This window comes from Streptomyces corallincola (assembly GCF_019104725.1).
GTDB classification, from domain to species: domain Bacteria; phylum Actinomycetota; class Actinomycetes; order Streptomycetales; family Streptomycetaceae; genus Streptomyces; species Streptomyces corallincola.
On record NZ_JAHRXF010000007.1, the window covers coordinates 20,211 to 44,141 of the forward strand.

14 protein-coding genes and 1 pseudogene are annotated in these 23,931 nt (G+C 68.8%); 3 read left to right on the forward strand and 12 right to left on the reverse strand.

The features are described 5' to 3' along the window. Window positions 1-26 precede the first annotated feature (26 nt). Window positions 27-1,085, reverse strand: coding sequence for a PDDEXK family nuclease (locus KUM39_RS07390; RefSeq protein WP_217784614.1), 1,059 nt, complete (start codon window positions 1,083-1,085; stop codon window positions 27-29). Window positions 1,086-1,823: 738 nt separating this feature from the next. Here KUM39_RS07390 and KUM39_RS28685 point away from each other — a divergent pair. Further along, a complete protein-coding gene (locus KUM39_RS28685; protein ID WP_308288072.1) occupies window positions 1,824-2,582 on the forward strand; it encodes a spore germination protein GerW family protein in 759 nt (252 codons plus the stop codon). Between the two features lie 177 nt (window positions 2,583-2,759). Here KUM39_RS28685 and KUM39_RS28755 read toward each other — a convergent pair. The 11 genes and pseudogenes from KUM39_RS28755 to KUM39_RS07450 all read right to left on the reverse strand — a co-directional run. Then, a pseudogene (locus KUM39_RS28755) lies at window positions 2,760-2,972 on the reverse strand (hypothetical protein); the annotation flags it as partial. Next, window positions 2,879-6,052 carry a DEAD/DEAH box helicase gene (locus tag KUM39_RS07405; RefSeq protein WP_308288073.1) on the reverse strand — a complete coding sequence of 1,058 codons (3,174 nt, stop codon included), beginning with the start codon at window positions 6,050-6,052 and terminating at the stop codon, window positions 2,879-2,881. The pseudogene KUM39_RS28755 and the gene KUM39_RS07405, both read right to left, overlap by 94 nt. 235 nt (window positions 6,053-6,287) lie before the next feature. Further along, a complete protein-coding gene (locus KUM39_RS28760; protein ID WP_372455720.1) occupies window positions 6,288-6,674 on the reverse strand; it encodes an ATP-binding protein in 387 nt (128 codons plus the stop codon). Window positions 6,675-6,792: 118 nt separating this feature from the next. After that, complete coding sequence (locus KUM39_RS07415) at window positions 6,793-8,280, reverse strand: CBS domain-containing anti-phage protein (RefSeq protein WP_308288074.1); 1,488 nt, start codon at window positions 8,278-8,280, stop codon at window positions 6,793-6,795. Further along, window positions 8,277-10,346 (reverse strand): Hsp70 family protein, encoded by a 2,070-nt coding sequence (locus KUM39_RS07420; RefSeq protein WP_217784615.1) that lies wholly within the window; start codon window positions 10,344-10,346, stop codon window positions 8,277-8,279. The genes KUM39_RS07415 and KUM39_RS07420 overlap by 4 nt, the downstream gene beginning before the upstream one ends. Beyond that, window positions 10,343-10,765, reverse strand: a complete 423-nt coding sequence (locus KUM39_RS07425; RefSeq protein ID WP_246619768.1) for a hypothetical protein — start codon at window positions 10,763-10,765, stop codon at window positions 10,343-10,345. Before KUM39_RS07425 ends, KUM39_RS07420 begins: the two co-directional genes overlap by 4 nt. A 263-nt stretch (window positions 10,766-11,028) precedes the next feature. Further along, on the reverse strand, window positions 11,029-12,723 hold the full coding sequence (locus KUM39_RS07430; RefSeq protein ID WP_246619779.1) for a hypothetical protein: 1,695 nt from the start codon (window positions 12,721-12,723) through the stop codon (window positions 11,029-11,031). A 438-nt stretch (window positions 12,724-13,161) separates the two neighbouring features. Beyond that, window positions 13,162-13,614 carry a DUF3293 domain-containing protein gene (locus KUM39_RS07435; protein WP_217784616.1) on the reverse strand — a complete coding sequence of 151 codons (453 nt, stop codon included), beginning with the start codon at window positions 13,612-13,614 and terminating at the stop codon, window positions 13,162-13,164. A 207-nt stretch (window positions 13,615-13,821) separates the two neighbouring features. Beyond that, window positions 13,822-15,351 (reverse strand): helix-turn-helix domain-containing protein, encoded by a 1,530-nt coding sequence (locus tag KUM39_RS07440; RefSeq protein ID WP_217784617.1) that lies wholly within the window; start codon window positions 15,349-15,351, stop codon window positions 13,822-13,824. Between the two features lie 65 nt (window positions 15,352-15,416). Next, window positions 15,417-15,617: a DUF4236 domain-containing protein gene (locus KUM39_RS07445; RefSeq protein ID WP_217784618.1), complete on the reverse strand. Its 201-nt coding sequence runs from the start codon at window positions 15,615-15,617 to the stop codon at window positions 15,417-15,419. Between the two features lie 145 nt (window positions 15,618-15,762). Then, window positions 15,763-16,833, reverse strand: a complete 1,071-nt coding sequence (locus KUM39_RS07450) for a hypothetical protein (protein ID WP_217784619.1) — start codon at window positions 16,831-16,833, stop codon at window positions 15,763-15,765. Window positions 16,834-17,482: 649 nt separating this feature from the next. Here KUM39_RS07450 and acnA point away from each other — a divergent pair. Next, window positions 17,483-20,197 carry an aconitate hydratase AcnA gene (acnA, locus tag KUM39_RS07455; RefSeq protein ID WP_308288075.1) on the forward strand — a complete coding sequence of 905 codons (2,715 nt, stop codon included), beginning with the start codon at window positions 17,483-17,485 and terminating at the stop codon, window positions 20,195-20,197. 441 nt (window positions 20,198-20,638) lie between these two features. Continuing rightward, a complete protein-coding gene (locus KUM39_RS07460; RefSeq protein ID WP_217784621.1) occupies window positions 20,639-23,905 on the forward strand; it encodes a GH92 family glycosyl hydrolase in 3,267 nt (1,088 codons plus the stop codon). Window positions 23,906-23,931 lie beyond the last annotated feature (26 nt).

The following is a 23,931-nucleotide window of genomic DNA, read 5'->3' on the forward strand; positions in this document are numbered from 1 at the left end:
GTACGGCACTCCCGGGCCGGAATTGCCTACGGGGCCCCAGCCCGGGACAGGGAACTCGCCTCATAGCGCAGCTGGTAGGCGCGTACGCCGGTGCCGTTCATGCGGTAGAGCGTGATCGCTGACAGGAACTGCTCTTTGACCTCTGCGGTGCGGTAGCGCTCCTTCTCTCCGATGCCGCTGATCCACTCCTCGATGTGCTCTGGGAGCTTGAAGGTGAGTTCGTAGGCGCCGACCGCGTCTGCCGGTGAGAGCGTCCATTCCGCCGCGGCTCCTACGCCCCGTCGTTTGATCCGCACTGCATGGTCGGGCTTCGCCTCGGCGTACTCCAGGAACCCTCGGTGGTCATCGGCGGCGAGCGGCAGGATGAATGGCGCGGCAGGGAAACCGAGGAGCAGCTCTGCGTCGCTGTGCTGCCGGAGCACCGTGGCGAAGTCCTCAATCACGGTGCCGCCGGCCTGTTTGAACTTTCCCTCGGGGATGGAAACGGGTGGCAGCTCCAGCGGGGATGTCCCCAGCGCCTTCCGCAGCTCGGAGCGCATCCAATTCAGCGGAAACGGGGCCGACTTCGGCAGATGCTGCTGCGCCGTGCACAGACTCGTCGCCGTAGCTCCGATGTGGCCAAGCAGCCAGGCGAAGGAGGCACCCGACAGATCCACGAGAGAGATCTGGTGGGCAAGCGCGTACTTCTGGGCGTCGGCGGTGAACCCACTCGCGGAGAACAACGCGTACGAGTATTTGTACCGCTGCCGGGGCCGCGTCCCGGTGCCCGTCATGAAGTTCTGGTTCACGTCGTGCACAACACCGTGGGCGTTCCGGACGACCTCCAACTCGCAGCGTGTCTGGTAGTACTTGGCTTCCAGAAACAGCCGCACCGGCATGGAGAACGCCGGGGTGAAGGCGAACTCTCCGAGAACGTCCACCTGGTGGAGCGCGCCCCGCCCTCGGACCCGTAGAGTCTGGCCCTCCGTCACCAATTCGACCGGATCTTGATTTTCGTGGACGAGAAGCCGGTAGCCGCTGAAGCGCAGCAGCCAGGCCAGCGACTCTTCCAGTAAGTACCCCCGCAACGATGAGTCCTTGAGCACCCTTGCACTCCCTCCCTCTGAGTCGATCAGGCGTAGACAAACGTGATCATCTCATCTGGTCGGCGGCAGGAGACGGTCGCGTTATGAGGGGCCTGGTCGGATATACCCCATCGCCCGGCTCCAACGGCCGATGGTGGATCTGCTGGGCCGGCCGAGTCTCCCTGCACGGCGATGACGCGGCTTGCCGAACCCGTACGGCCATCTTGGTGGGCCGAAGTGCTGCTCGTCGGCCTGGCAGATTGCCTGGGCCTGTACGGGATCCCTGCTTCTCTGAGCGTCCGGAGTTCCTCAAGTGGTTCGAGGCGATGCGCGGGGGCAGCCGCTTGGCCTTGCCCAGGTAGAGCAGCCGCTGTCCGCCATCGCTGGAGTTGGCGGGCCCTTGGAAGGCGGTCAGTACCTTCGGTGGTGCCCACCAGGCGTACAGACCGCCGTGACGGGCAGGACGGCGACTGCAGTGGCCAGGACGTGCGGCGCGGAGAACAGGTCCGCAGTGGCTTGCTGGACGGTCACGTCATCGGGCACGTGCGCACGCTAGGCCAAGTGGACTGGATCTGTCAGGACTTCAGCTGTTGGCGGCGGCTGCCGGTCGAATGGCGATCATCGAGCCGTCTGCGGCGCACTGGAGGCCCTGGAACGGGCCTGGTTCAGTCGTCCGACTTTCCTCCCTTCCCCTTGCCGTGCTTGCCCTCTCCTTCGCGGCCCTCCTCGTTTCCATGGTCCTGTGGCGACGGTGGCGCTGTGGACCGAGCCGCAGCCGACGGCGTGGCGTCGGTGGGAGCGGAGATGATGGCCGTCGGCGAACTCCACCGCGTTCTGTGGGCGGGCGGCCAACTGCGGTTCTTTGAGCACGTCCAGGCCGACTCACTGATGATGCGGCGCGTCCAGCGTGTGCTCGACGCCACCGTCTGGCCCCGGCTGATGGGCGGCTGTTACGCCGGGCGCGACACCCAGAAAGCCATTCCGGCCGCAGGCTTCACCGCCACCACCGTCGACCGGTTCCCCTTCCCTGCCACCCGCGTCCCCTCGCCGGCCGCCACTCACATCCTCGGCACTGCCGAACGCCTCGATATGGGAGGCCAAATGAGCACGGGTGAAGACGCACCTCAACTCGTCCCACTGGCGGACATGACGACCGCCCATGCCTCGGTCAGCCTCCTGGAACGCCTAGCCGACAAGCTCGGCAACCGGGCCTCGGTGACCGCCGTCTACGGCGAGCCCGTGGTCGCCGAAGGCATCACCGTCATCCCGGTCGCCGAGGTCGGCTTCGGCTTCGGCGGCGGGGCGGGTCGCGAAGTCGGCAAGGACAAGACCGGCGAGGGCGGAGGCGGTGGTGGGGGAGCCGGCGCCCGGCGCGTGGGCTTAATCGAGATCCAGGACGGCACGGCCACCTACAAGCCCCTCCGTGACCCCTGGGTGGACGGCATCGTCCCGCTGGCCGTCGCTCTCGGGGGCCGGCATTCCCACGCCTCGCCTGCTGCCTCGCCAAGCGCCGCATGAGCTGACCAGGCAGGTCGGCCCTGTGATGCGTCGCCGAGCTGGTGGGTGCGGCCGTGCAGGTGCATAGGGAGCCACATGTCGAGGTAGATGCGCGGCCGAGTCGTACTTGTTTAAGTAGCGCGCGACCTGGTGGTTTTTGACGGGGAAGGTGTCGGTGTGGGTGATGGTCAGCTGATGGCCGCCGAGCTCTATGCGGTAGGCGGTGTCGCCGCCGACGTTGATGATGTGCAGGCGTACGGGCCGGTCCCAGTCACGCTCGTGCGGATGCGGCACGGGTGTCGGCTCGTCGAATGCGTTCAGGTGCTGCAGTACACGGTGAACGTGCCCCGGGTGAGGGCGTGGACGTACGTCTCGGCGCCGGCCAGTAGCCGCAGGTGTTCCTCGGTGCACGCAGATGCGGACAGCCCGGGCTGGGCGAGCACGGTGTGGAGGCGAGGACGCAACTGCGGGGCGAGTTCACGGATCCGGTAGAGCTCCTCGATACTGCCGACCTCGAAGGGCGAGACGCCGGTGCGGGCCCGGAAGCTTCTGGCGCGTCGGTCCAGATGGTTCAGGAGCGGAACCAGGTGGTTCTGCCGCCACTTCGCGCCACGGACGGCCTGGCCGCACAGTTCATACAGGTCGGCCACCCGGCCGCCAGGGGTTGGTTCTGAGGAGTACTTGCAGTGGACCAGGGTGATGACGAGTTCGTCACCGTCGATCTTCATTCCGACCAGGTCGGCTGCCTCGCGAGCGCGGTCGTCGTCGATAAGGACGTCGAACTCCTGCGACTGCTGCAGGTGGGCGGATATGTAGGCCTGGATGGAGTCAGGTTCACGCGTGGCGGTCTGAGACTCTTTCTGGATGTCCACCCCGGCCCAGCTCAGGACGGTCAATCGTCTGCGGTCGAAGGGATCGAGATCTTTGCGAGGGGCGAGCAGCCTGTCCTCGGCGGTGATCATCTTGTCGCCCGCCAGGAACAGGATGGGCTTGTTCCGATTGATCCATTCCTCAAGCGAATACTCGTGGATTCCGGAGCGGACACGCCCGTCCAACTCGTCGGGGGCGTAGGTCAGACCGGCGTCGGTGAAGGTGGCGCCGTAGGCGATCTGCCAGGCAGGAGTGGTTAGGCGGATCCGGAAGGGGCCGGTAGGGGAGTGGTCTGCCACTTCCAGGGCGACGTCGACGGCGGGGTAGGCGGTGCCGGCGTGGGAGATCTGTGGGCCGGGTCCGTTGCCGGTGAACAGCGGCCAGGGCCATTCGGCCGCGATGAGTACGCCCTCCGGGCGTTCGGTGAGGTCTTCGGGGAAGATGAACCCGTCCATGACGGTGGCCAGGTCGATGGTGGCGTCGGTGAGCTTGGCTCCCTGCTCGTCACACCAGTCGGTCCAGGCCTTGAGGCTGGGGGCGGTCTGCATCGACCAGAACCGTCCCGACAAGGCGGCGCTGATGGTGGTCTTCTCTCCGTTGCGGAATCCGGAGGCGGCGATGTGGGTCTGGCTCTTGCCCTGCCGGTCGGCGATGGTCAGCGCCTCGTAGACGTCGCTTCCCACATGCATGGAGAACCGGTTGAAGTGGTCCCGTGAATCCAGCAGGCCCACGTTGGTGGGGATCAGGCGCTCCATGTGGCCCAGCACCCTGAAGGTCGGCATACCGGTGACCGGCCGGGAGTTCACGCCCAGGACGGCCTGGGCGAGTTCGCGGTAGTCACCGGTGTTGTTCGAGCCATGGATGTAGAGCAGGCCTCGGTCACGACTGAAGTACATGACGATCAGCTCGTAGGTGACCTGCTCCAGGGCCTGGGGGGCTCCCCAGCGGACTTCGCTGCGGTTCTCCACCACGAACCAGGCAACGCTGGAAGCCGTGTTGACCGCGATGGTGCTGTCCAGGACCCGTCCTTCGCCGTAGACGTCCAAGGCCCGTTCAGGAGTCCAGTTGTGACCAAGAACTCGGTGAGCGATGGCGCTCATTTTGGGTTCCAGCACCGCGACCGACACCTCTTCCGGGGTATCGGTGAAGGAGGCCTCGAAGTCGCTGATCTCCTCTACGCTGGCTGTGGCCCGTTCGGTGATGTCATGCAGGATCGTGTCCCAGTCAGCATCCTCGCGCAGCAGTTCACGCAGGGGCGACAGCGCCACCGACGGATCACGGGCCACGAACACGGAGGCCGTTCCGATCGCAGAGTCCGCGGAAGTGGACCGGGTGAACCGTCCGATGAACTGGATCATCGGGCTGAGGCTCTTCTTCACGTCGTGCAGTGCGGCGATTTTCAGGGCCGGCAGGTCGAAGCCCTCACCGAGCATGTCGACGCAGACCACGATCCGGCATGACCGATCTTCCAGGGCGGCCAACGCTGCACGACGCGCCTTGGCCGCCACCCTCTCGTGCAGAACGGTCGCATTCAGGTCCGGCGCGAGCGCCTGATAGAGCTCGCCGAGCTGTTTGGCCCGAGTGATGCTTCTCGCTCGCGCCATCACGATGTGATCCAGCCCTGCAGCCCGGTCCTCGCGCAGCTGTCTTACCGCCAGGTTCGCGAGCTCTCGGTCAGTGTCCTCCAGACTGAGCACGGCCCGGTAGTTGATGGGGGTGAAGTATCCATCCCGTTGGGCCTCCCGTAGCGGGAACCGAAAGATCGTCCGGCCGGGCACGGGCCGCCCGTCCTCTCTGAACGGGGTGGCGGTGAACAGCAGGACACGCCGGTCGGCGAAGGCGTCGACAATGCGTGACCAGCTGGGCGCCGGTGCGTGATGGGCCTCATCGACCACCAGGTGACTGAACGCGGCCAGTAGGGCGTTGCGAGCCCCCGGCTCGCAGGCCTGAAGTGCGTGCGGGGTTGCGACCACCACGTTGCAGGCAGAGGCGAACGCTGCAGCGTCGGCGGCGTCGTGGAGGCCGTGCTGGAGTTTTCCCACCACGGGGCGCATCACGCTCGGAGTGACAATCTGGTGCGTGTGCAAGATGCCGAGCGACTCGAACTTCGCCGCAATTTGATCACGCAGCGCCGCGGTCGGCACCAGCACCAGCAGACGCTCAGGACGGGCGGCCACAAGCAGCGCGAGCATCGTCTCAGTTTTGCCCGTTCCGGTCGGCATCACCACGATTCCCGGAGCCGTCACCCCAGAGGCCCAGTAGCCGATCACCGAGTGCAGGGCACCGATCTGGGGACGTCGCAGTGCGTGCGGTTCGGCGTGGTCGCGGAATCCGATGCCGTCAACGAACGAGGCCAGCACCATCTGCGGCGAGCGAAGTACCGTGTCGCCGACCCAGCCCACGCGTCCGCCCGTTCTGACGGTGGGTATCACAGCCGTCAGTTCCTCGGGCTCCCCGCCTCCGGCGCCTATCGCCGGCCATCTGCCCTGGACGCTGGTCACCGCCAGCCCGGTGGGTGCCTCCACCACGCCCAGGGTGCCCGACGGCACCAGTAGCTGGCGCACCGCATTGCGACCGAACACGATCTGCTGAGCCCACACCTTGCTGGTCGTGACGTGCACACGTGCTCCTGTTCTCACCAGTCGGGACTGGCAGCACAGTCGCCCCAGGCCCCCACCCAACCACCGCGCCCCTCACAACACGCCAGTAGGGATTCAACCGATATACCCCAAGAGTCGGCCACTGCACCCCAATATGGCGAGTGACCTGCTCCGGCCCATGCGCGGCTCGGCCCTCGCCGGGGGGTGTCGCGGACACCGCCGAGTCCGCGCAGACGATAGAAGGCGCCCTTGCTGGCTACACGTAGTAGGCGTAGCGGGTGGCGATTCGTGCCTCAGGCGGGACGTGTTTGAGGATGGAGCCGACTCGGTAGGCGGTGCGCAGGGTGAGCGGGTCGCGTTCGTCGAGCGTGAGCCGCACCTCGAGGTCCCGTCCGGGCACACGGCCGTGACGTACGGGATTGGCAGCCAGCTCGGCGGTGAGGAGGGTCAGTGTCTCGTTTGCGGTGGACATGTAGGGGTGCCCCCACGCGTCGAGCCGGTCCGAGACCAGGCGGCGAGCGAGGTGGGCATCCCGGGGAGTCGAGCTGAAGCGCATGGTGAACTCATCTGTCAGGGTGTCCGCTTCTGCCGCGCCACGCGTTGCGGTCGCGCCAGTGGAGGTGGGTGAGTGCTCGCTGTTCATGGCGCTTACGCTGCCGGGTACAACCTGATGTGCCCAGGGTCGGCGCGCACACAGCGAGCCGCCGTGGGCGACGGCGCGTGGCGTGTAAGCGCCGGTGTGCGGGCGGGCGTTCCCCGATTTACTCCCCGTATTCCCTCAGCAGCTTGTTGAGGTTGCGGATCTTGTCCACGTCGCCCTTCGGCAGGGGATCGCTGCTGTTGAAGTGCATGACGTTGTTGCGGATTCGGCGGATCTCCTCAAGCCGCTCGATGAACACCTTGCGGTCGAGTGGCCATCCGAGTTGCTGCCACAGTTCGGGATGCTCCAGTACACGTTTGTAGTCGCCGATGCTCATGTCGCCGAAGGAAGTGATGCGTTCGCCCTTCGGGTCGCAGAGCTTCGTGACCTCGGGCAGGGTGAAGGCGCCCGCGATGACCTGCCGCAGCCTGCGGTCCATCTCCCCGATCAGGAGAAAGTGTCCGGCCAGATCACCGTAGGCCTGGGCCACGTCGGCGGCGGTGACGATGCCGGCGATGGCGTTCCGCTGGTCCCTGACGAGGACGAAGTCATGCTCGGCCAGTGTGGGCAGGACGTCGATCAGGTCGTGGTCGTAGCGGACGTCCCGAGCGTCCACGATGGCCTGGGAGAGGCGGGCGCCGGGATCGGCGTGCCGGGCACGGGCTATCGACTTCCACGAGACGGACCCCCGCAGGTTGTGCGGACCGGCAAGGACCGGCAGCTGGGAGAAGTCGTGGAGCACCATCAACGTGATGACCTCCTCGAACGTGGCCGTCGGTTTGACGCTGATGACGCCGCCGAGCGCGGACGGCAGGGTGCCCACGGTCAGCCCGGTCTCGCGGGATTCCTGTTCCTCGGACGTGCCGGCCGGAACTGTGACGGCCGACGGCAACCCGGCGAGAGGAATGTTCTCGGCGTCTTCTTCCGCGGCCTTGACCAGGTGGACCGTCGCGGTCAGAGGGACCTTGTCGAATTCGGGCGACGTGATGAGGCTGTGGTTGGCGAGCTCGGCTTCGATCTGCTCGTTGACAAGTCCTCGGCCTGTCGCACCCCACCAGCCCAGCAACTCGTGCACGGACAGGGCGAACGGGCTTCCTGCCGCGGCCGACTCGCGGGCCTTCTTCAGCCGGGCGTGCCGCTCGCTGGGCGAGAGCGACGTCTGTTGTTGTTCCTCCGGTTCCGGGGGGTCGGCTTCCTCGGCGGCCCGGTCCAGCAGTTCCTGGCGCAACTGCGTCAGGAATCGGCCGTCGTCCACCTGCCACGCCTCCCACCCGTCGAATGTCCCATACCCGACAGCGACCATGGCCGCTTTGGATGGTGAACGGAACTCCTCCCCGTCCGCCAGCCGGATCCATCCCCGGGACGTGACCGTGGCCTCGTGCGTCTCGCCCATCCGGGGCCGTACGAACGTCAGATGTTCGCCCTCCGCGAGCAGCCCGGCGCTGAGCAGGTCGGTGGGTGTCACCCGCCGCCCGTCCAGGAGATAGCGGGCTCGGGACTGCGTCTCTGCGGGGCTGGCGGTGGAATCACTCATGTCAGCTGTGCCTTTGTCGGTGGAGAGGGTGCCGAGAAGTGTCTGCTTCAGGATGGTGCCCGATGTGGGCGTCACCTTCGCTGGACAGGCGTCGCCGGATTGGGTACGCGCCGGTTGAAGACCCACACCCCCTGCGAGTGAGTGGCCCCCATGACCCTTCCCGCGTCCCGCAGCCACGGATTCGCCCGCTGGAACGGTGCGAAGTTGTCGTTGGAGACGATGACTCCGCCGACCTCGTGGGCGATGCTGATCACGAGTGCGTCGCCACGGCCCTCGGTTCCGGCCGGGGGCTGGACGACGGTGCCGTCGGCGATGGCCGCCTCCACGCGGGGCCGTTCCTCGGCGGACACGTCGTGGCGAAGGGTGGCGTCGACCACCACGTGGATGTCGCGATCGGCGTGCTTGAACCGCAGCGACCGTACGGCGGCTTCCAGCGCCGCGAAGCTCGGCTTGCCGCCCGCCGTACGCGGTGGCCGCCCGTTCCACGCGAGGTTGGATCCGTCGATGACGAGCGGCGGCGCGGCCGTGGGCGGGCCGGCCGTCGGTGGCGCGGAACGGGGAGGAGCGGGCTTGGCCACGCCGTTGCTCCGGGAGTTGGCGTTCGCCTGCTGGGGATGGGTCGGCGTGGTCGCGGCCCGGGCGGCCGGGGTGAGGGAGAGCAGCCGGTCGAGTTCCTTCTTCACCTCCGGCAGCACGTTCCCGTCCCCGAACACCTTCACCTCGCCGTCGAGAACCACCTCGCCGGTCTTCTGCAGGGTGGCCCTGACGGTCAGCAGGCCTTCCTTGCTGTATGTGTACTCCAGGTCGAAGACACCGTCCTCGGCTGTGCAGCGCCGCGGGTAGGTCAGGACGAGGTCGGTCAGTTTGACGTTGTCCGGGTGGTCGACCTCGCGGTCCGGGTCTCCCTCCCAGACCTCGACGGTCAGCTGGGAGACGTTGTCCTTCGTCGGCTCGTACGACTTCACGCGCTGCTGCGGCAGGCGCTGGTTCCGGTCGATGAGGGCGCTGAAGCTCCGTCTGCCCTCGCGGTCTTTGGTGATCGTGCCCAGGGCATGCGTGTTGACCACCCGGATGATGCTTTTCAGCTCGCCGTCCATGGCCGCGGCACTGATGGCCGCCCCCTCGGCGACCGCGGTCATCGGGTCGCACAGCGAGGTGTCCACGAGCTCGCAGTCGAGCGCCTCCGAGACCGCGACGCGCACGGCCGGGATCTGGCTGCTGCCACCGATCATCAGCACCGCGGTGAGGTCCTGCGGGGCGATCCGAGCCTGCTCCAAGCATTCCTCCACCGGGTCGAGGGCCTGGTTGATGAGGTCCTGGATGGCCTCGGAGAACTCGTCCTGCCCGATCTCGACGGTGACATCATCGGGAGTTCGGACGCGGACCGATTCCTGATGGGAGAGGAGGATCTTGGCCCGCTCGATCTCCAGGCTGAACATCCGCTTCTCGGAATCGCTCCACCGCCCACGCGCGGGCGCCCGGTCGAGAACCATACGGCGCAGCCGGGCGTCGATCTCCAGGCCGCCGAGGCGGTTGACGCCCCGGCTCGCCTTCTCGTCGAAGAACCCGTCGTCGTGCAGGAGGAGGGTGGCGTCCATCGTGCCGCCACCCCAGTCGAAGACCAGGAACTCGCCGTCGACCTCCATCTCGTGCGCGTACGCGATCGCCGCGGCCGTCGGCTCGTTCAGCAGAGTGCGGACCGTGAGGCCCGCGGCACGGGCGGCCTCGCGGGTTCGGAAGCGGGCCGCGCCGGTCGCGTTGGCGGGCACGGTGATGACGGCCTCGCGGATCTCGGTGGCGGCCTCCTCCTCAGCCGCGCCTGCGATGGCGTGGAAGACGCCGGCGGCGGCCGTGGTCGTGGCGAACCGCTGACCGCCGAGCGTGACGAAGGGCTCCTCGCGCAGCATCCGCTTGCACGCCTCGACGGCCTGCTCGGAACGGAGTTTCGCCTCCCAGCCGAACAGGGTGCCCGGCCGCAGGGAACTCGTGCCGACGACCGAGGGGTAGAGCAGCTCGAACCCCCGGCGCCCCCAGTTCGCGTCCAGGCCCTGCCCGCCGATCTCCAGGACCTCGACGTACTCGCCGTTCCACTGGGCCGCGACCGAATTGGTGGTCCCGAAGTCGATTCCCGCTGCCGTCATGCTTCCTTCCCCGCCTTCACATCCGCCGGCCGGGCGATACGCCGCAGTTGGCCCGCGAGGATGACCTTTCCTGTCAACTCGTCCACATACGCCGGACTCAGCAGTTCGAAGGCGTCTCCCTCGCCCTCCGTCACCACGAACCGGTCGCTCTCCTCGGGCTCCGTCACCCGCAGCAGCCGCAGTTCCCGCAGGTGCGCCCTCATCGCGCCCTCGACGGTTTCGCGGCTGTCTCCCGCCCGGGACCAGAGCAGCGCGTCGATCTCGGCGAGACGACCGGCGAACTGGGCGCGCGTGCGGAACTCGTCCAGGACCGCCCTGCGCACCGCTGCGGTGAGCGCGCCGGCCGGGGGCACCTCGTCGGCTCCGGCGGCCTGCAGTGCCTCCGGTACGCGGGCCGCCACCCCTTTGATGACCGTCATCGCGTCGATCGGATCAGGACGAGGAGGAGCTTCGGCGACACCAGTCTCCGTGGGATTGTCCCCGGCATCCGTGTGCCGTCCCCGGCGGCGCTTGAGGCCTCCGGGTTTGTGCGGTGGCGGTGCGCCCTGCGCTCCGGGTTGCGTCTGGCCGCACGCGGGGCACGGGCGGTGTGCTCGCACCCTCTTGGGAGTCTTCTTCTTCGGAGGCATCAGGGCTGCTCTACTTCATTCGGCTCGGACGGTTGGTCAGGACTACGACGCGGTCATCCCGTGGAACTGTGGCGGTCCAGGCGCGGCGAGGTGGTCCGGAAATCATCGAGCAGTTCGACGGCGGCACGGGCACGGACAGCCTCCAGCTCGCCGCCACTGGTGACCGGAGTCCGGCGGGGCAGGGCCGCCACCGGGGGCACCAGATGCTCGGGCACCTGGGAGGGCATGACGTATCGCGACCGGTCGAGCGGCAGCTGGTAGAAGACGTCCCAGCCCGCCTCGCCGCGCAGCGCGCCACGGATGCGTTCCTCGGCCATGTTCAGTTCCGACTGGGCCCTGGCGTCGCCCTCGCGCTCCCGGAATATCTCCCGGCAGCGCTCCTCCCACCCGCCGCCCCCGTGATCGAAGCCGATGTCGAGGAACGGATTGTTGAACGGACCGCGGTCGTTTTTTCTCGTCCCCCTCCAGGCGCGAAGGAGCCGGAGGTTGCGTTCGGCGACGTCCCCTCCCTGCGCGGCGGCCTTACCGGCCTGCTCCTCAGCGGAGTCGAGAAGCCTGTCCCGCCCCCCGGGCGAATCGAGCCGTTCGCTCTGGACCACGGCCACGTACGCCCCAAGGGCGTGGGCCTCCTGCACCAGGTCCGCCGGAACCTTGCGGTTGCCAGTGCTGTCCCGGGTGAGGGAGCGAGCCTGCTCGGCCGCCGCCTCCAGGTCACCGGCCTTCACGAGGTCGTAGGCGCGGTTCAGGGCGACGAGGGCGTAGAACGGACTGCGTCCGGCGTCGACAAGGTCCCTTGGGTGCCACAGGGTGGCCATCAGCAGCCAGAGTCCTCGGTCCTCGGTCATGCTCAGCGGCCACTGCCCGGACAGCGCACCCGACTTGAGGTCGCGAAGCTCGATCTGCTGGGGCCGGGGCAGTGCCGCGTCGAGTGCGCTGATGGCTGTTACGTCGCCGTCCATGACGACGTCGTACAGCAGGTCCCACACGTCGTCCGGTTCCTGCCGTACGAGGGTCTCACCGAAGAGGAAGGACTGCCGGCGCAGGTACGCCTGCCATGCGAGGCGCTCGGCCTGCTCGCCGGTGACCCCCGCTGGTGCGAGACGCGCGCGCAGGTAGAGGCCTTCCTCGGCGTCCCGTCTCGTCCAGGGGGCGTCCTCGGGCATGAGGCCACCGTGGTCGATCAGATCGTCGATGACGGACAGGGGCGCCCACGGGAGAAGCTCGTCGAGAAACCGGTTCGGCACGGGTATCGCCCCGCGAGTGGCCGCGGTCGCGAAGAGACTGAAGGCGGGTCCGCCCGAGACGGCGTGGGAACGCTTGCTGACCAGGTCCAGGCTGGGCGCCGTCGAACACAACACCCTGCACCGCTCCAGGCCTGCCTCGTTGAGCCATCGCACGCCGTTGGCCCAGAGGTTCCGCAGATGGCCGAGAATCGACTCCGCCGACAGGAGACTCAGCCCCGCGTGCACAGCGGGCAACAGGCTCTCGCGGTCCGGATCGCCTTCGAGGGCCTGCGTGAGGACAGCCCGTTCCGCCTCGGGTATTCCGGCGGCGGCCGCTGTCTCCGTGAGCATGGCCAGCACGGTTTCGACCGCCTCGCCGCCCCCGACCCCGAGCCAACGCCACTTGCGCTGAACGAAACCGCTCACGCCCGAGGAACCCTGGCTCTCCCTGCGTTCACGCGCACGTCTCAGGCGCTCTTGTTCAGCGGCTTTCGCCGCCTGGCGAGCGACTACCGGGTCCGTCATGTCGTACACGTCGTCAGGTTATCTGCGCGGTCTGACAATCCATACGGCCTCGTACATATCGTGACCTTGGGCGATGGGTGTTTCAGTGTCACCGGTCGAGTTCCGGCGATCCAGTATCCGCTGGTGGTGGCGGGCTTCATTCCCGCCGCGGCCGGTGTTGCCGTCGGCGCCGCCCGCGGAGCATCGCGACGTCAGTCCGTGCCATCCACACAGGGGCGAGCCAGGCGGCGCAGCGGAGACGTCTTGTCCCACACGTGCCAGCGTGCACCGCACAGGGGGTCGGTCTCGTACGTCACCTCCGCCGGGAAGCCGTCGACCCTGACCCGCTCGGCCGGTGGGCCGGTGAGGGGCCTGCCGCAGCGGGGACAGCGGTCCGGGGTCCGCATGGGGTGCATGCCCATCGTCATCGCTCCTGCCGTACGCCGGCGCTCATGTACATCAGCGGTCGTCGAAGCGGCGGTCTGACGGGGCGCTCCAAAGGCCGTCGCCGGTGCCGTCGGCCGGAGGAAGCCGTGACGTTCGGCCGCTCCTGGCGAACACCGCCCATCCACTCACGGCGGAGGTGTCGCTGTCGCACGCCGATACACGCCATGCGTCGGGAGTCCAGACGAAAATCGCATCCTGACCGAAGCGCCGCCCCAGTTCGCGCGCCGCGCCGTCGCTAATGCCGACGACGGCGACGCTCTCCTCGACGTGCGTGCCGTACGCGTCGCCTCCTGCTGCGGGCCACCAGGTGAGCGGCCGTCGGTCAAGCTCATCGAGCAACAAGCCCTGGGCACGGGCGTTGAACTCGGCGGAGGCGGTACGGCCGCGAGGATTCCAGGCCGTGATCACATGAAGGGTGGCGCTGCCGGCCAGTTCCGGGAAGGATCCCTCGGCCGTGCTGGCCACTTAGGGGGCACCCCTCCGTGAAGGCTGACGGATACTCAGGTTCCCTGACGTGTCGTCAACCATTCAAGATCATCTTGCACGTGCGTTGCACAAGGTACTGAAAAACAACAGTGATCAATGGAGAGCTGTGAAGGTGAGTACTCGCAGGTCAGCTGGCATGTTGAAGTGTCGTGCCCCTTGCCTCCAAGGGGCACGACACCCCACCCCTCAAATGTCCCGGAAGATCTCGATCTGCGCCCCGATCGAGTTCAACCGCTCCGCCAGATCCTCGTACCCCCGGTTGATGACGTAGACGTTGCGGAGGACGGAGGTGCCCTCGGCGGCCATCATGGCGAGGAGGACGACGACGGCGGGGCGGAGGGCCGGGGGGCACATCATCTCGGCGGCGCGCCAGCGGGTGGGGCCCTCGACCAGGACGCGGTGGGGGTCGAGGAGTTGGAGGCGGGCGCCGAGGCGGTTGAGGTCCGTGAGGTAGATGGCGCGGTTGTCGTAGACCCAGTCGTGGATGAGGGTCTGGCCCTGGGCGACGGCCGCGATGGCGGCGAAGAAGGGCACGTTGTCAATGTTGAGGCCGGGGAACGGCATCGGGTGGATCTTGTCGATCGGCGCCTCCAGCTTGGAGGGGCGGACCGTCAGGTCAACCAGCCGGGTACGGCCGTTGTCGGCGTAGTACTCGGGGCCGCGGTCGTGGTCGAGGCCCATCTCCTCCAGCACGGCCAGCTCGATCTCCAGGAACTCGATGGGCACCCGGCGGACCGTCAGCTCGGACTCGGTGACCACGGCCGCCGCGACCAGGCTCATCGCCTCGACCGGGTCCTCCGAGGGGGAGTAGTCCACGTCCACGTCGATGTCCGGCACGCCGTGCACGGTGAGCGTGGTGGTGCCGATGCCCTCGACCCGGACGCCCAGCGCCTCCAGGAAGAAACACAGGTCCTGGACCATGTAGTTGGAGGAGGCGTTGCGGATGACGGTGACTCCGTCGTGCCGTGCGGCGGCCAGCAGCGCGTTCTCGGTCACGGTGTCGCCGCGCTCGGTCAGCACGATCGGGCGGTCCGGGCGAACGGTGCGGTCCACGCGGGCGTGGTACTGGTTCTCGGTCGCCGCGATGTCCAGGCCGAACCGGCGCAGCGCGATCATGTGCGGCTCGATGGTGCGGGTGCCCAGGTCGCAGCCGCCCGCGTACGGCAGCTTGAACTGGTCCATGCGGTGCAGCAGCGGGCCGAGGAACATGATGATGGAGCGGGTGCGGACGGCCGCCTCCGCGTCGATGGCCGTCATGTCCAGCTCGGCCGGGGGGACCAGCTCCAGGTCCACCCCGCCGTTGATCCAACGGCTGCGCACACCGATGGAGTTGAGGACCTCCAGCAGACGGTAGACCTCCTCGATGCGCGCCACCCGGCGCAGCACCGTACGGCCCTTGTTCAGCAGCGAGCCGCACAGCAGCGCGACGCAGGCGTTCTTGCTGGTCTTGACGTCGATGGCGCCGGAGAGCCGACGCCCGCCGACGACACGCAGGTGCATCGGACCCGCGTAGCCCAGCGACACGATCTCGCTGTCCAGGGCTTCCCCGATGCGGGCGATCATCTCAAGGCTGATGTTCTGGTTGCCGCGCTCGATACGGTTCACCGCGCTCTGGCTGGTGCCGAGCGCCTCCGCGAGCTGCGTCTGGGTCCAGCCCCGGTGCTGCCGGGCGTCGCGGATGAGCTTGCCGATGCGTACGAGGTAGTCGTCTGCCATGAGGCTGAGGTTATCTCAGATATGAGATGTCGCCGCGCAGGGGGGTCCGTTCGGGTGACGCCTCGTCAATGGTGCTTACGGGTACGGGTGCGCCGCCACCCGAAAGGCCCCGGCAAATCTACCGATGTCGTACTACGGCCCGTGCTGCTGTGGGTCTGACGCGGGCCGTGCTTGCCGCCCCCGGTCGTGATGGACCAGGAATGCCGGTTGATGTTCAGCCGCACTCCGGGCAATATCCGGAAGCTCTTGCGAAATGTCAGCGGCATGATTCCCCTCCTCCATTCGGTGCCGGGCGGCCCGGTCGGACCTCCGGCTCTCCTTCGCTCCGGTCGGATACCCCGAACTCGGCCGGGAATCCGCGGCAGGAAAAGAACGGGTGCCGGGAGAAACGGGGCAACCGGGAAGAACGGGTCAGTTGGTGCTCGCGTTGGTCAGGTGTTCGCCGAAGAACCCGATGACGACCAGACCGCTCCGATCGGTGTCGTCCAGATAGTGCAGGCGTGGGGCGGGTGGGGCGCCGTCGCCGATACGGATGTGTTCCACCATCACCGCGTATCCCGAGGGAATGATCTCCACGGGGACCCGGAATTTCCTGTCCGCCTTGCCCCGCGGGCTGCTGCTGGCGAACTTTCCCTCGCTCAGGATCACCTTGGCCGGGGAGAGCGTCGGGAAGGAACGGCTGTCGCAATACGCCTTGAGATTGGCGAGACCGGGGCCCGCTCCACGGCCGTGCGCCCTGGCCAGGCTCTTGGCCTCGGCGTAGGCGTGCAGGGTCGCCAGAGCTGCCGCCAGGCGCCTCCTCCAGTGCGGTGCCTTCCGGTGGTGCTCAAGCCGCTCGGCCGCGTCCGGGTCGGCGGTGACGACCAGCAGGGAGCAGTGCCGTCCGGCCCGTTCCAGAACGCCGCGGAGCGTCGGTGCCTCCAACTCCCCTTGCAGAGAACCGGATTCGCCCGGCGGAGTGCCGTCGCTCCGGCGCGGTCGCAGCCGGGCCATCGTGGAGTCGCGGGCGCGCAGAGCGGCGTCCCGGGCGCGCAGGGCGGCGTCGCGCTCCTCCTCGGCGGTCCTCAGCAGCTCGGCGATCCCGTCCCGCTCCCTCTCCGCCGCGTCCAGCCGGGCCCTCAGTTCGTCGGTCTCCGCCGGGTCCGGCCGGGGTGCCGGTTCGCCCCTCTCCGGGTCCGCGGCCGGGTGTCCCATTTCCCGCGCCGGGCCGGGGGCCGTATGCCGATCGGCCGATTCGGCACAGGACTTCGCCCGCGCCTCGGCCGCACGGCGCGCGGTCCGTTCCCTTTCCGCGAGGTCCCGATTTCTCGCGGCCTCCTTGCGGTACCTCGCGGCCTCCTCCTTGTACTTCTCCGCGAGTCTGTCCTTCTCCGCGAGCGTCTTCGACAGTTCCGCGCCCCGCCTGCCGAGCGGCATCAGCTCCGCGTGGGCGGTGACGTCGCAGCGCTGCTCCGCGGCAGGACCGAACGGGCTTCGCGGCATCCTGTGCATTCCGTCCCCCCTGGATCGGGTGCGTTCGATCGTAGGGGCCGGGGTGACGCCGGGCGACGGCCTGACAGAAGCTGAGGAATTACCGACGCATACGAGCTCCTGCCCGACGAATACGGGCCCCTGTCTGCTCATTGGTGTCCGAGCCGGGAATCCGGACCGACCTCTGCCAGGAATCCGGACCGACCCCTGCCGCGAATCCGGACCGACCCCGACCTGGGAAATCTCGACCGACCCCGAGCCGCGAATCCGGACCGCCCCCGAACCGGAATCCGGAACGCGCGGACCTGAACGTCACCCCGCCCCCCTACGTGCGACGGGAGGTCCCCGCCCCGCCCCGCCGCCCGCTTCGGGCCGGAGGACTGCCACGGCGCCGGCCGGACGCCGACCCGGCGCGGACGCCGATCCGGCGCGTCGAAACGGCCCCCGGAGCCGCCGCCCCGCGCGGGACACCCCCGTCCGGGCATGACCAGCCGCGCCCCATGTACTAGAGTTATCTCGACATCGAGATATCTGCCGAGGCGCACCGCAGCCGTCACTCCGGTAAGGCAAGCCTAACTTAGCCTGACCTCACTGGACGGGCCAAGACCCGGTGACGGCAGGATCGTGGTGAGGTACGCGCACATCAATGAAGGAGACTGTCGTGTCGGCGAACAGCTTCGACGCCCGCAGCACGCTGCAGGTGGGCGACGAGTCGTACGAGATCTTCCGGCTGGACAAGGTCGAGGGCTCGGCCAGGCTGCCGTACAGCCTGAAGGTGCTGCTGGAGAACCTGCTCCGCACGGAGGACGGCGCGAACATCACCGCCGACCACATCCGCGCCCTCGGCACCTGGGACTCCCAGGCCCAGCCGAGCCAGGAGATCCAGTTCACGCCGGCCCGCGTGATCATGCAGGACTTCACCGGCGTCCCCTGCGTGGTGGACCTCGCCACCATGCGTGAGGCCGTGAAGGAGCTGGGCGGCGACCCGGCGAAGATCAACCCGCTGGCCCCGGCCGAGCTGGTCATCGACCACTCCGTCATCGCCGACAAGTTCGGCACCCACGACGCGTTCAAGCAGAACGTGGAGCTGGAGTACGGCCGCAACAAGGAGCGTTACCAGTTCCTGCGCTGGGGCCAGACCGCGTTCGACGAGTTCAAGGTCGTCCCGCCGGGCACCGGCATCGTCCACCAGGTGAACATCGAGCACCTGGCCCGTGTCGTCATGGTCCGCGACGGCAAGGCGTACCCCGACACCCTGGTCGGCACCGACTCGCACACCACGATGGTCAACGGCCTGGGCGTCCTCGGCTGGGGCGTCGGCGGCATCGAGGCCGAGGCCGCGATGCTCGGCCAGCCGGTCTCCATGCTGATCCCGCGCGTCGTCGGCTTCAAGCTGACCGGCGAGCTGAAGCCCGGCACCACCGCCACCGACCTCGTGCTCACCATCACCGAGATGCTGCGCAAGCACGGCGTCGTCGGCAAGTTCGTCGAGTTCTACGGCGAGGGCGTCGCCGCGACCAGCCTCGCCAACCGCGCCACCATCGGCAACATGTCCCCGGAGTTCGGCTCCACGGCGGCCATCTTCCCGATCGACGACGAGACGCTGAACTACCTGCGCCTCACCGGCCGCAGCGAGCAGCAGGTCGCGCTGGTCGAGTCGTACGCGAAGACCCAGGGCCTGTGGCTGGACCCGAAGGCCGAGCCGGACTTCTCCGAGAAGCTGGAACTGGACCTCGCCACGGTCGTCCCCTCCATCGCCGGTCCGAAGCGCCCGCAGGACCGCATCGTCCTCGCCAACGCCGCCGAGCAGTTCAAGACGGACGTCCTGAACTACGTGGACACCGCCGACGAGGCGGGCAAGGAGTCCTTCCCGGCCTCCGACGCCCCCGCCGCCACCAACGGCGTCCCGTCGAACCCGGTCACCGTGACCGCCCCCGACGGCACCACCTACGAGCTGGACCACGGTGCGGTGACGGTCGCGGCCATCACCTCCTGCACCAACACCTCCAACCCGTACGTCATGATCGGCGCCGCGCTGGTCGCCAAGAAGGCCGTCGAGAAGGGCCTGACCCGCAAGCCGTGGGTCAAGTCCACCCTCGCCCCCGGCTCCAAGGTCGTCACCGACTACTTCGAGCGCGCCGGTCTCACGCCGTACCTCGACAAGCTCGGCTTCAACCTCGTCGGCTACGGCTGCACCACCTGCATCGGCAACTCCGGCCCGCTGCCGGACGAGGTCTCCCAGGCCGTCAACGAACACGACCTCGCGGTCACCTCGGTGCTCTCCGGCAACCGCAACTTCGAGGGCCGGATCAACCCCGACGTCAAGATGAACTACCTGGCGTCCCCGCCGCTGGTCGTCGCGTACGCCATCGCCGGTTCCATGAAGGTGGACATCACCACCGAGGCGCTCGGCACCGACACGGACGGCAACCCGGTCTTCCTCAAGGACATCTGGCCCTCCGAGGCCGAGGTGAACGAGGTCGTCGCCGCCGCCATCGGCGAGGACATGTTCTCCAAGTCCTACAGCGACGTCTTCGCCGGTGACGCCCAGTGGCAGTCCCTGCCCGTCCCCACCGGCAACACCTTCGAGTGGGACAGCGAGTCCACCTACGTCCGCAAGCCCCCGTACTTCGAGGGCATGGGCATGGACCCGGCCCCGGTCGAGAACATCGCCGGTGCGCGTGTGCTGGCCAAGCTGGGCGACTCGGTCACCACCGACCACATCTCCCCGGCCGGTGCCATCAAGGCCGACACCCCGGCGGGCAAGTACCTCACGGAGCACGGCGTCGAGCGCCGCGACTTCAACTCCTACGGCTCGCGCCGTGGCAACCACGAGGTCATGATCCGGGGCACGTTCGCCAACATCCGGCTGCGCAACCAGATCGCGCCGGGCACCGAGGGCGGCTACACCCGCGACTTCACCCAGGACGGCGCCCCGGTCGCCTTCATCTACGACGCCTCGCAGAACTACCAGGCCGCCGGTACCCCGCTGGTCGTCCTGGCGGGCAAGGAGTACGGCTCCGGCTCGTCCCGCGACTGGGCGGCCAAGGGCACCGCGCTCCTCGGCGTCAAGGCCGTCATCGCCGAGTCGTACGAGCGCATCCACCGCTCGAACCTCATCGGCATGGGCGTCCTGCCGCTCCAGTTCCCGGAGGGCGCGACCGCGTCCTCCCTCGGCCTCACCGGCGAGGAGACCTTCTCCTTCACCGGCGTCACCGAGCTGAACGACGGCACCACCCCCCGCACGGTCAAGGTCACCACCGACACCGGTGTGGAGTTCGACGCGGTCGTCCGCATCGACACCCCCGGCGAGGCCGACTACTACCGCAACGGCGGCATCATGCAGTACGTGCTGCGCAACCTGATCCGCAAGTAGCACGCGAGCGGGCGCGCTGCCCGCGAGCACGCGGAGACGAGGGCCGTATCCCCGGTGGACGGGGGTGCGGCCCTTCGCCGTGCGCGCGCGACGGAGTGCGTACGACCGCACACGACGGACCGCACACGACGGACCGTAAAGGACGGACCGCACACGACGGACCGCACGCGACGACCGCGTACGACTGACAGGGTCGGCTTGTGCCCCCGTGGTACGCGACAACGTTGTCCGGTCATCGCGTCTACGATGACCTGTGCATGACTTTATTGCCCCAACGGACAACGATGTCAACCCAGTTCGTCCGACCCGTCCGGGTGAATCCGCTCCCGCCTGCGGGAACCCGAGGCGCCCTTTCGCCCGGCCGGTGGGACACGTTACTGTCCCTGCGGCTTGTGCGACCTGTGGTGCGCGACCCGTCCCCATCCGAGGAAGGGCCGCGTCATGCGTTTCCGTCCCCTGTCCCTGCTGCTGGCCGCCGCGCTCGCGGCCGGTGGCGCCACCCCCGCCCTCGCGGCGACGGCGGCACCCCCCGAGCTGGTCAAGGACCCCACCGGATACGTCGATCCGCTCATCGGCACCAGCAACGGCGGCGACACCTTCCCCGGTGCCGTGACCCCCTTCGGCATGTTCTCCTTCAGCCCGGAGAACACCCGGGGCGACGCCACCCGCACCGCCGCACCCGGCGGCTACCGGTACGACGCCACCCGCATCAGAGGCTTCAGCCTCACCCACATGTCAGGCACCGGGTGTGCGGGCGGCAGCGGCGACATCCCGCTGTTCCCCTACGCGGGCAAGGTCACCACCTCCCCGGCGAGCGACACCAAGGACGCGGTCTACGCCTCGGACTTCGCACACACCGACGAGACCGCCGAGCCCGGCCACTACAAGGTCGGCCTCGCCTCCGGCGTCACCGCCGACCTCACCTCCACCGCCCGCACCGGCTCGGCCCGCTTCACCTACCCGGCCGGAAAACCCGCCTCGCTGCTGATCCGCACCGCCAACTCCGAGGTGGGATCGGAGGATTCGACGGTCACGATCGACCCGAAGACCCGTACCGTCGCCGGGTCCGTCACCTCCGGCAACTTCTGCGGCTACCTCGACCCCGAGGGCCGCCGCGCCTACTACACGCTCCACTTCACCGCCCGGTTCGACCGGGACTTCACCGCCTCCGGCACCTGGCAGGACGACAAGGTCACCCCCGGCTCCACCACCGCCTCCGGCGGCACCGGCGGCTTCGCCAAGACCGGCTGGCCCACCGCGGGCAAGGGCGCGGGCGGCTACGTCGAGTTCGCGCCCGGCACCGGCCCGGTCGGCGTCAAGGTCGGCATCTCCTACGTCAGCCGGGCGGGCGCCGAGGCCAACCTCAAGGCCGAGAACCCGCCCGGCCGTTCCTTCGACGCGGTCCGGGACGCGGCCCGCAGGGCATGGCGGGACCGGCTCGCCCAGATCCGGGTCGGCGGCGGCACCGACGCCGAGCGCACCACCTTCTACACCGCGCTCTACCACGCCCTGCTGCACCCCAACGTCATCAGCGACACCGACGGCCGCTACAGCGGCAGCGACGGCAGAACGCACCGGGTCGCACGCGGCCACCGCGCCCAGTACGGCACCGTCTCCGGCTGGGACATCTACCGCGACCAGTTGCAGCTACTCACCCTGCTCGACCCGCGCACCGGCTCCGACATCGCCCAGTCGCTGTACGAACTCGCCGGGCAGAACGGCGGGATCTGGGACCGCTGGCTGCACGGCTCGGGCGGCACCCACGTCATGAACGGCGACCCCGCGCCCACCGCGCTCGCCGCCATCCACGCCTTCGGCGGCCGGGACTTCGACCTGAAGGGGGCCCTCGACTCGCTGCTCAAGGCGGCCACCGTGCCCACCGCCAAGGACCTGTCACCCGCGGGCAAGCCGGTGCTGTCGGCCGGTCAGCGGCCCTCGCTCGACAAGTACCTCAAGCTGCACTACATGCCGAGCGTCTCCAACGCCTGGGGCGGCGCCGCCGAGACCCTGGAGATGTCCACCGCCGACTTCTCCCTCTCCCAGCTCGCCGCGCTGACCGGGCGCAAGGACACCGCCGCCGAGTTCGCCGGACGCGCCCAGTGGTGGCAGAACAACTTCAACATCGCGGCCGACCCGACCGGCGGCTACATCGCCAACCGCAAGGCGGACGGCAGCTGGGTCACCGGTTTCACCCCGGACACCGGCAACGGCTTCGTGGAGGGCACCTCCGCGCAGTACACCTGGATGGTCCAGCACAACCCGGCCGGACTCTTCGCCGCGATGGGCGGCACCGGCAAGGCGCTCGCCCGGCTGGACGACTTCTTCCACACCGCCGACGGCCAGTGGGCCTTCACCGGCCAGGGCGGGACCAAGTCGGAGCTGGACAACGAGCCCTCGCTGAACGTCCCCTACCTCTACGACTACGCGGGCGCCCCCTACAAGGCGCAGGAGACCGTGCGCGCCGCGATGCGGCAGCTGTGGACCACCGAGCCCGGCGGCATCCCCGGCAACGACGACCTCGGCGCGATGTCCGCCTGGTACGTCTTCTCCGCGATGGGCATGTACCCGCAGGTCCCCTCGCGGGCCGAACTGGTGCTGTCCTCCCCGCTGTTCGAGCGCGTGGAGATCAGCCGCCCGCACGGCAACGACATCTCGATCCGGGCGAAGGGCGCGGCCGGCGACGCCCCGTACGTACGGTCCCTGAAGGTGGACGGCCGCTCCAGTGACCGCCCCTGGCTGCCCGCCTCGTTCGTCCGGGACGGCGGACGGCTCGACTACACCCTGTCCGCCACCCCGGACCGCACCTGGGGCGCGGGCAGCCCGCCGCCGTCCTTCCGGGCGGGCGAACAGCCGTACCAGATCGGTGTCGGCCCGACCGCGGCCACCCTCGCGCCCGGCGAGAGCGCCAAGGTCACCATCCAGGCCCGCGCGCTGTCCGGCGGCACCGGACCCGACGTCCACTTCACCGTCCGCACCCCCGACGGCGTGACCGCCACTCCGGCCGAGGGCACCGTCACCGGCGGCAGCCGGGAGATCACCCTCACGGCCGCCGACGACGTGAAGCAGGGCTTCTTCACCGTCCAGGTCGGCGTCACCTCCGGCTCCACCTCCTACGAGCAGCCGGTCGCCCTGACCGTCGCCGCCCCCGGCACCCTGCTCGCCGCCTACGACAACACCGGCGTCTCCGACGACCAGGGCGAGCACGACGAGGCCGACTACGACGGCGGTGGCTGGAGCTACTCCCGGCAGGCCCTCGCGGCGGCCGGTCTCACCGCCGGAGCCCACGGCACGGCCGCCGGACTCGGCTTCACCTGGCCCGACTCGCCCGCCGGGCGCCCCGACAACGCCTCCGGCGCCGGACAGACCGTCAAGCTCCCCGCGGGCACCCGCACCCTCTCCTTCGTGGGCAGCGCGGTCAACGGCAACCAGCAGGCCGGGGCCACCGTCACCTACGACGACGGCAGCACCGGCACCGCCGACCTCTCCTTCACCGACTGGACCGTCGGCGGCGGGGGCGGCACCGTCCAGTTCGGCAACGAGATCGTCGCCAAGACCGCGTACCGCAATGTCGCGGGCGCCGACAAGGACCCGGTCTCCGCGTACGTCTTCGCCACCAAGCCGTTCACCGCGCCGGACGGACGGACCGCGGTCGGGGTGAAGCTGCCGCAGAACAGCAACGTGCACGTGTTCACCGTCGCCACCGGCTGACGGCCGCACGGCACGCACGACGAAGG

Bases quoted from the DNA above. Each gene is read 5' to 3' on its own strand.
- KUM39_RS28760 (WP_372455720.1), bottom strand. From the start codon at position 6,674: ATGAACAGCGAGCACTCACCCACCTCCACTGGCGCGACCGCAACGCGT.
- KUM39_RS07420 (WP_217784615.1), bottom strand. From the start codon at position 10,346: ATGACGGCAGCGGGAATCGACTTCGGGACCACCAATTCGGTCGCGGCC.
- KUM39_RS07425 (WP_246619768.1), bottom strand. From the start codon at position 10,765: ATGACGGTCATCAAAGGGGTGGCGGCCCGCGTACCGGAGGCACTGCAG.
- KUM39_RS07430 (WP_246619779.1), bottom strand. From the start codon at position 12,723: ATGACGGACCCGGTAGTCGCTCGCCAGGCGGCGAAAGCCGCTGAACAA.
- KUM39_RS07440 (WP_217784617.1), bottom strand. From the start codon at position 15,351: ATGGCAGACGACTACCTCGTACGCATCGGCAAGCTCATCCGCGACGCC.
- KUM39_RS07445 (WP_217784618.1), bottom strand. From the start codon at position 15,617: ATGCCGCTGACATTTCGCAAGAGCTTCCGGATATTGCCCGGAGTGCGG.
- KUM39_RS07450 (WP_217784619.1), bottom strand. From the start codon at position 16,833: ATGCCGCGAAGCCCGTTCGGTCCTGCCGCGGAGCAGCGCTGCGACGTC.
- KUM39_RS07460 (WP_217784621.1), top strand. From the start codon at position 20,639: ATGCGTTTCCGTCCCCTGTCCCTGCTGCTGGCCGCCGCGCTCGCGGCC.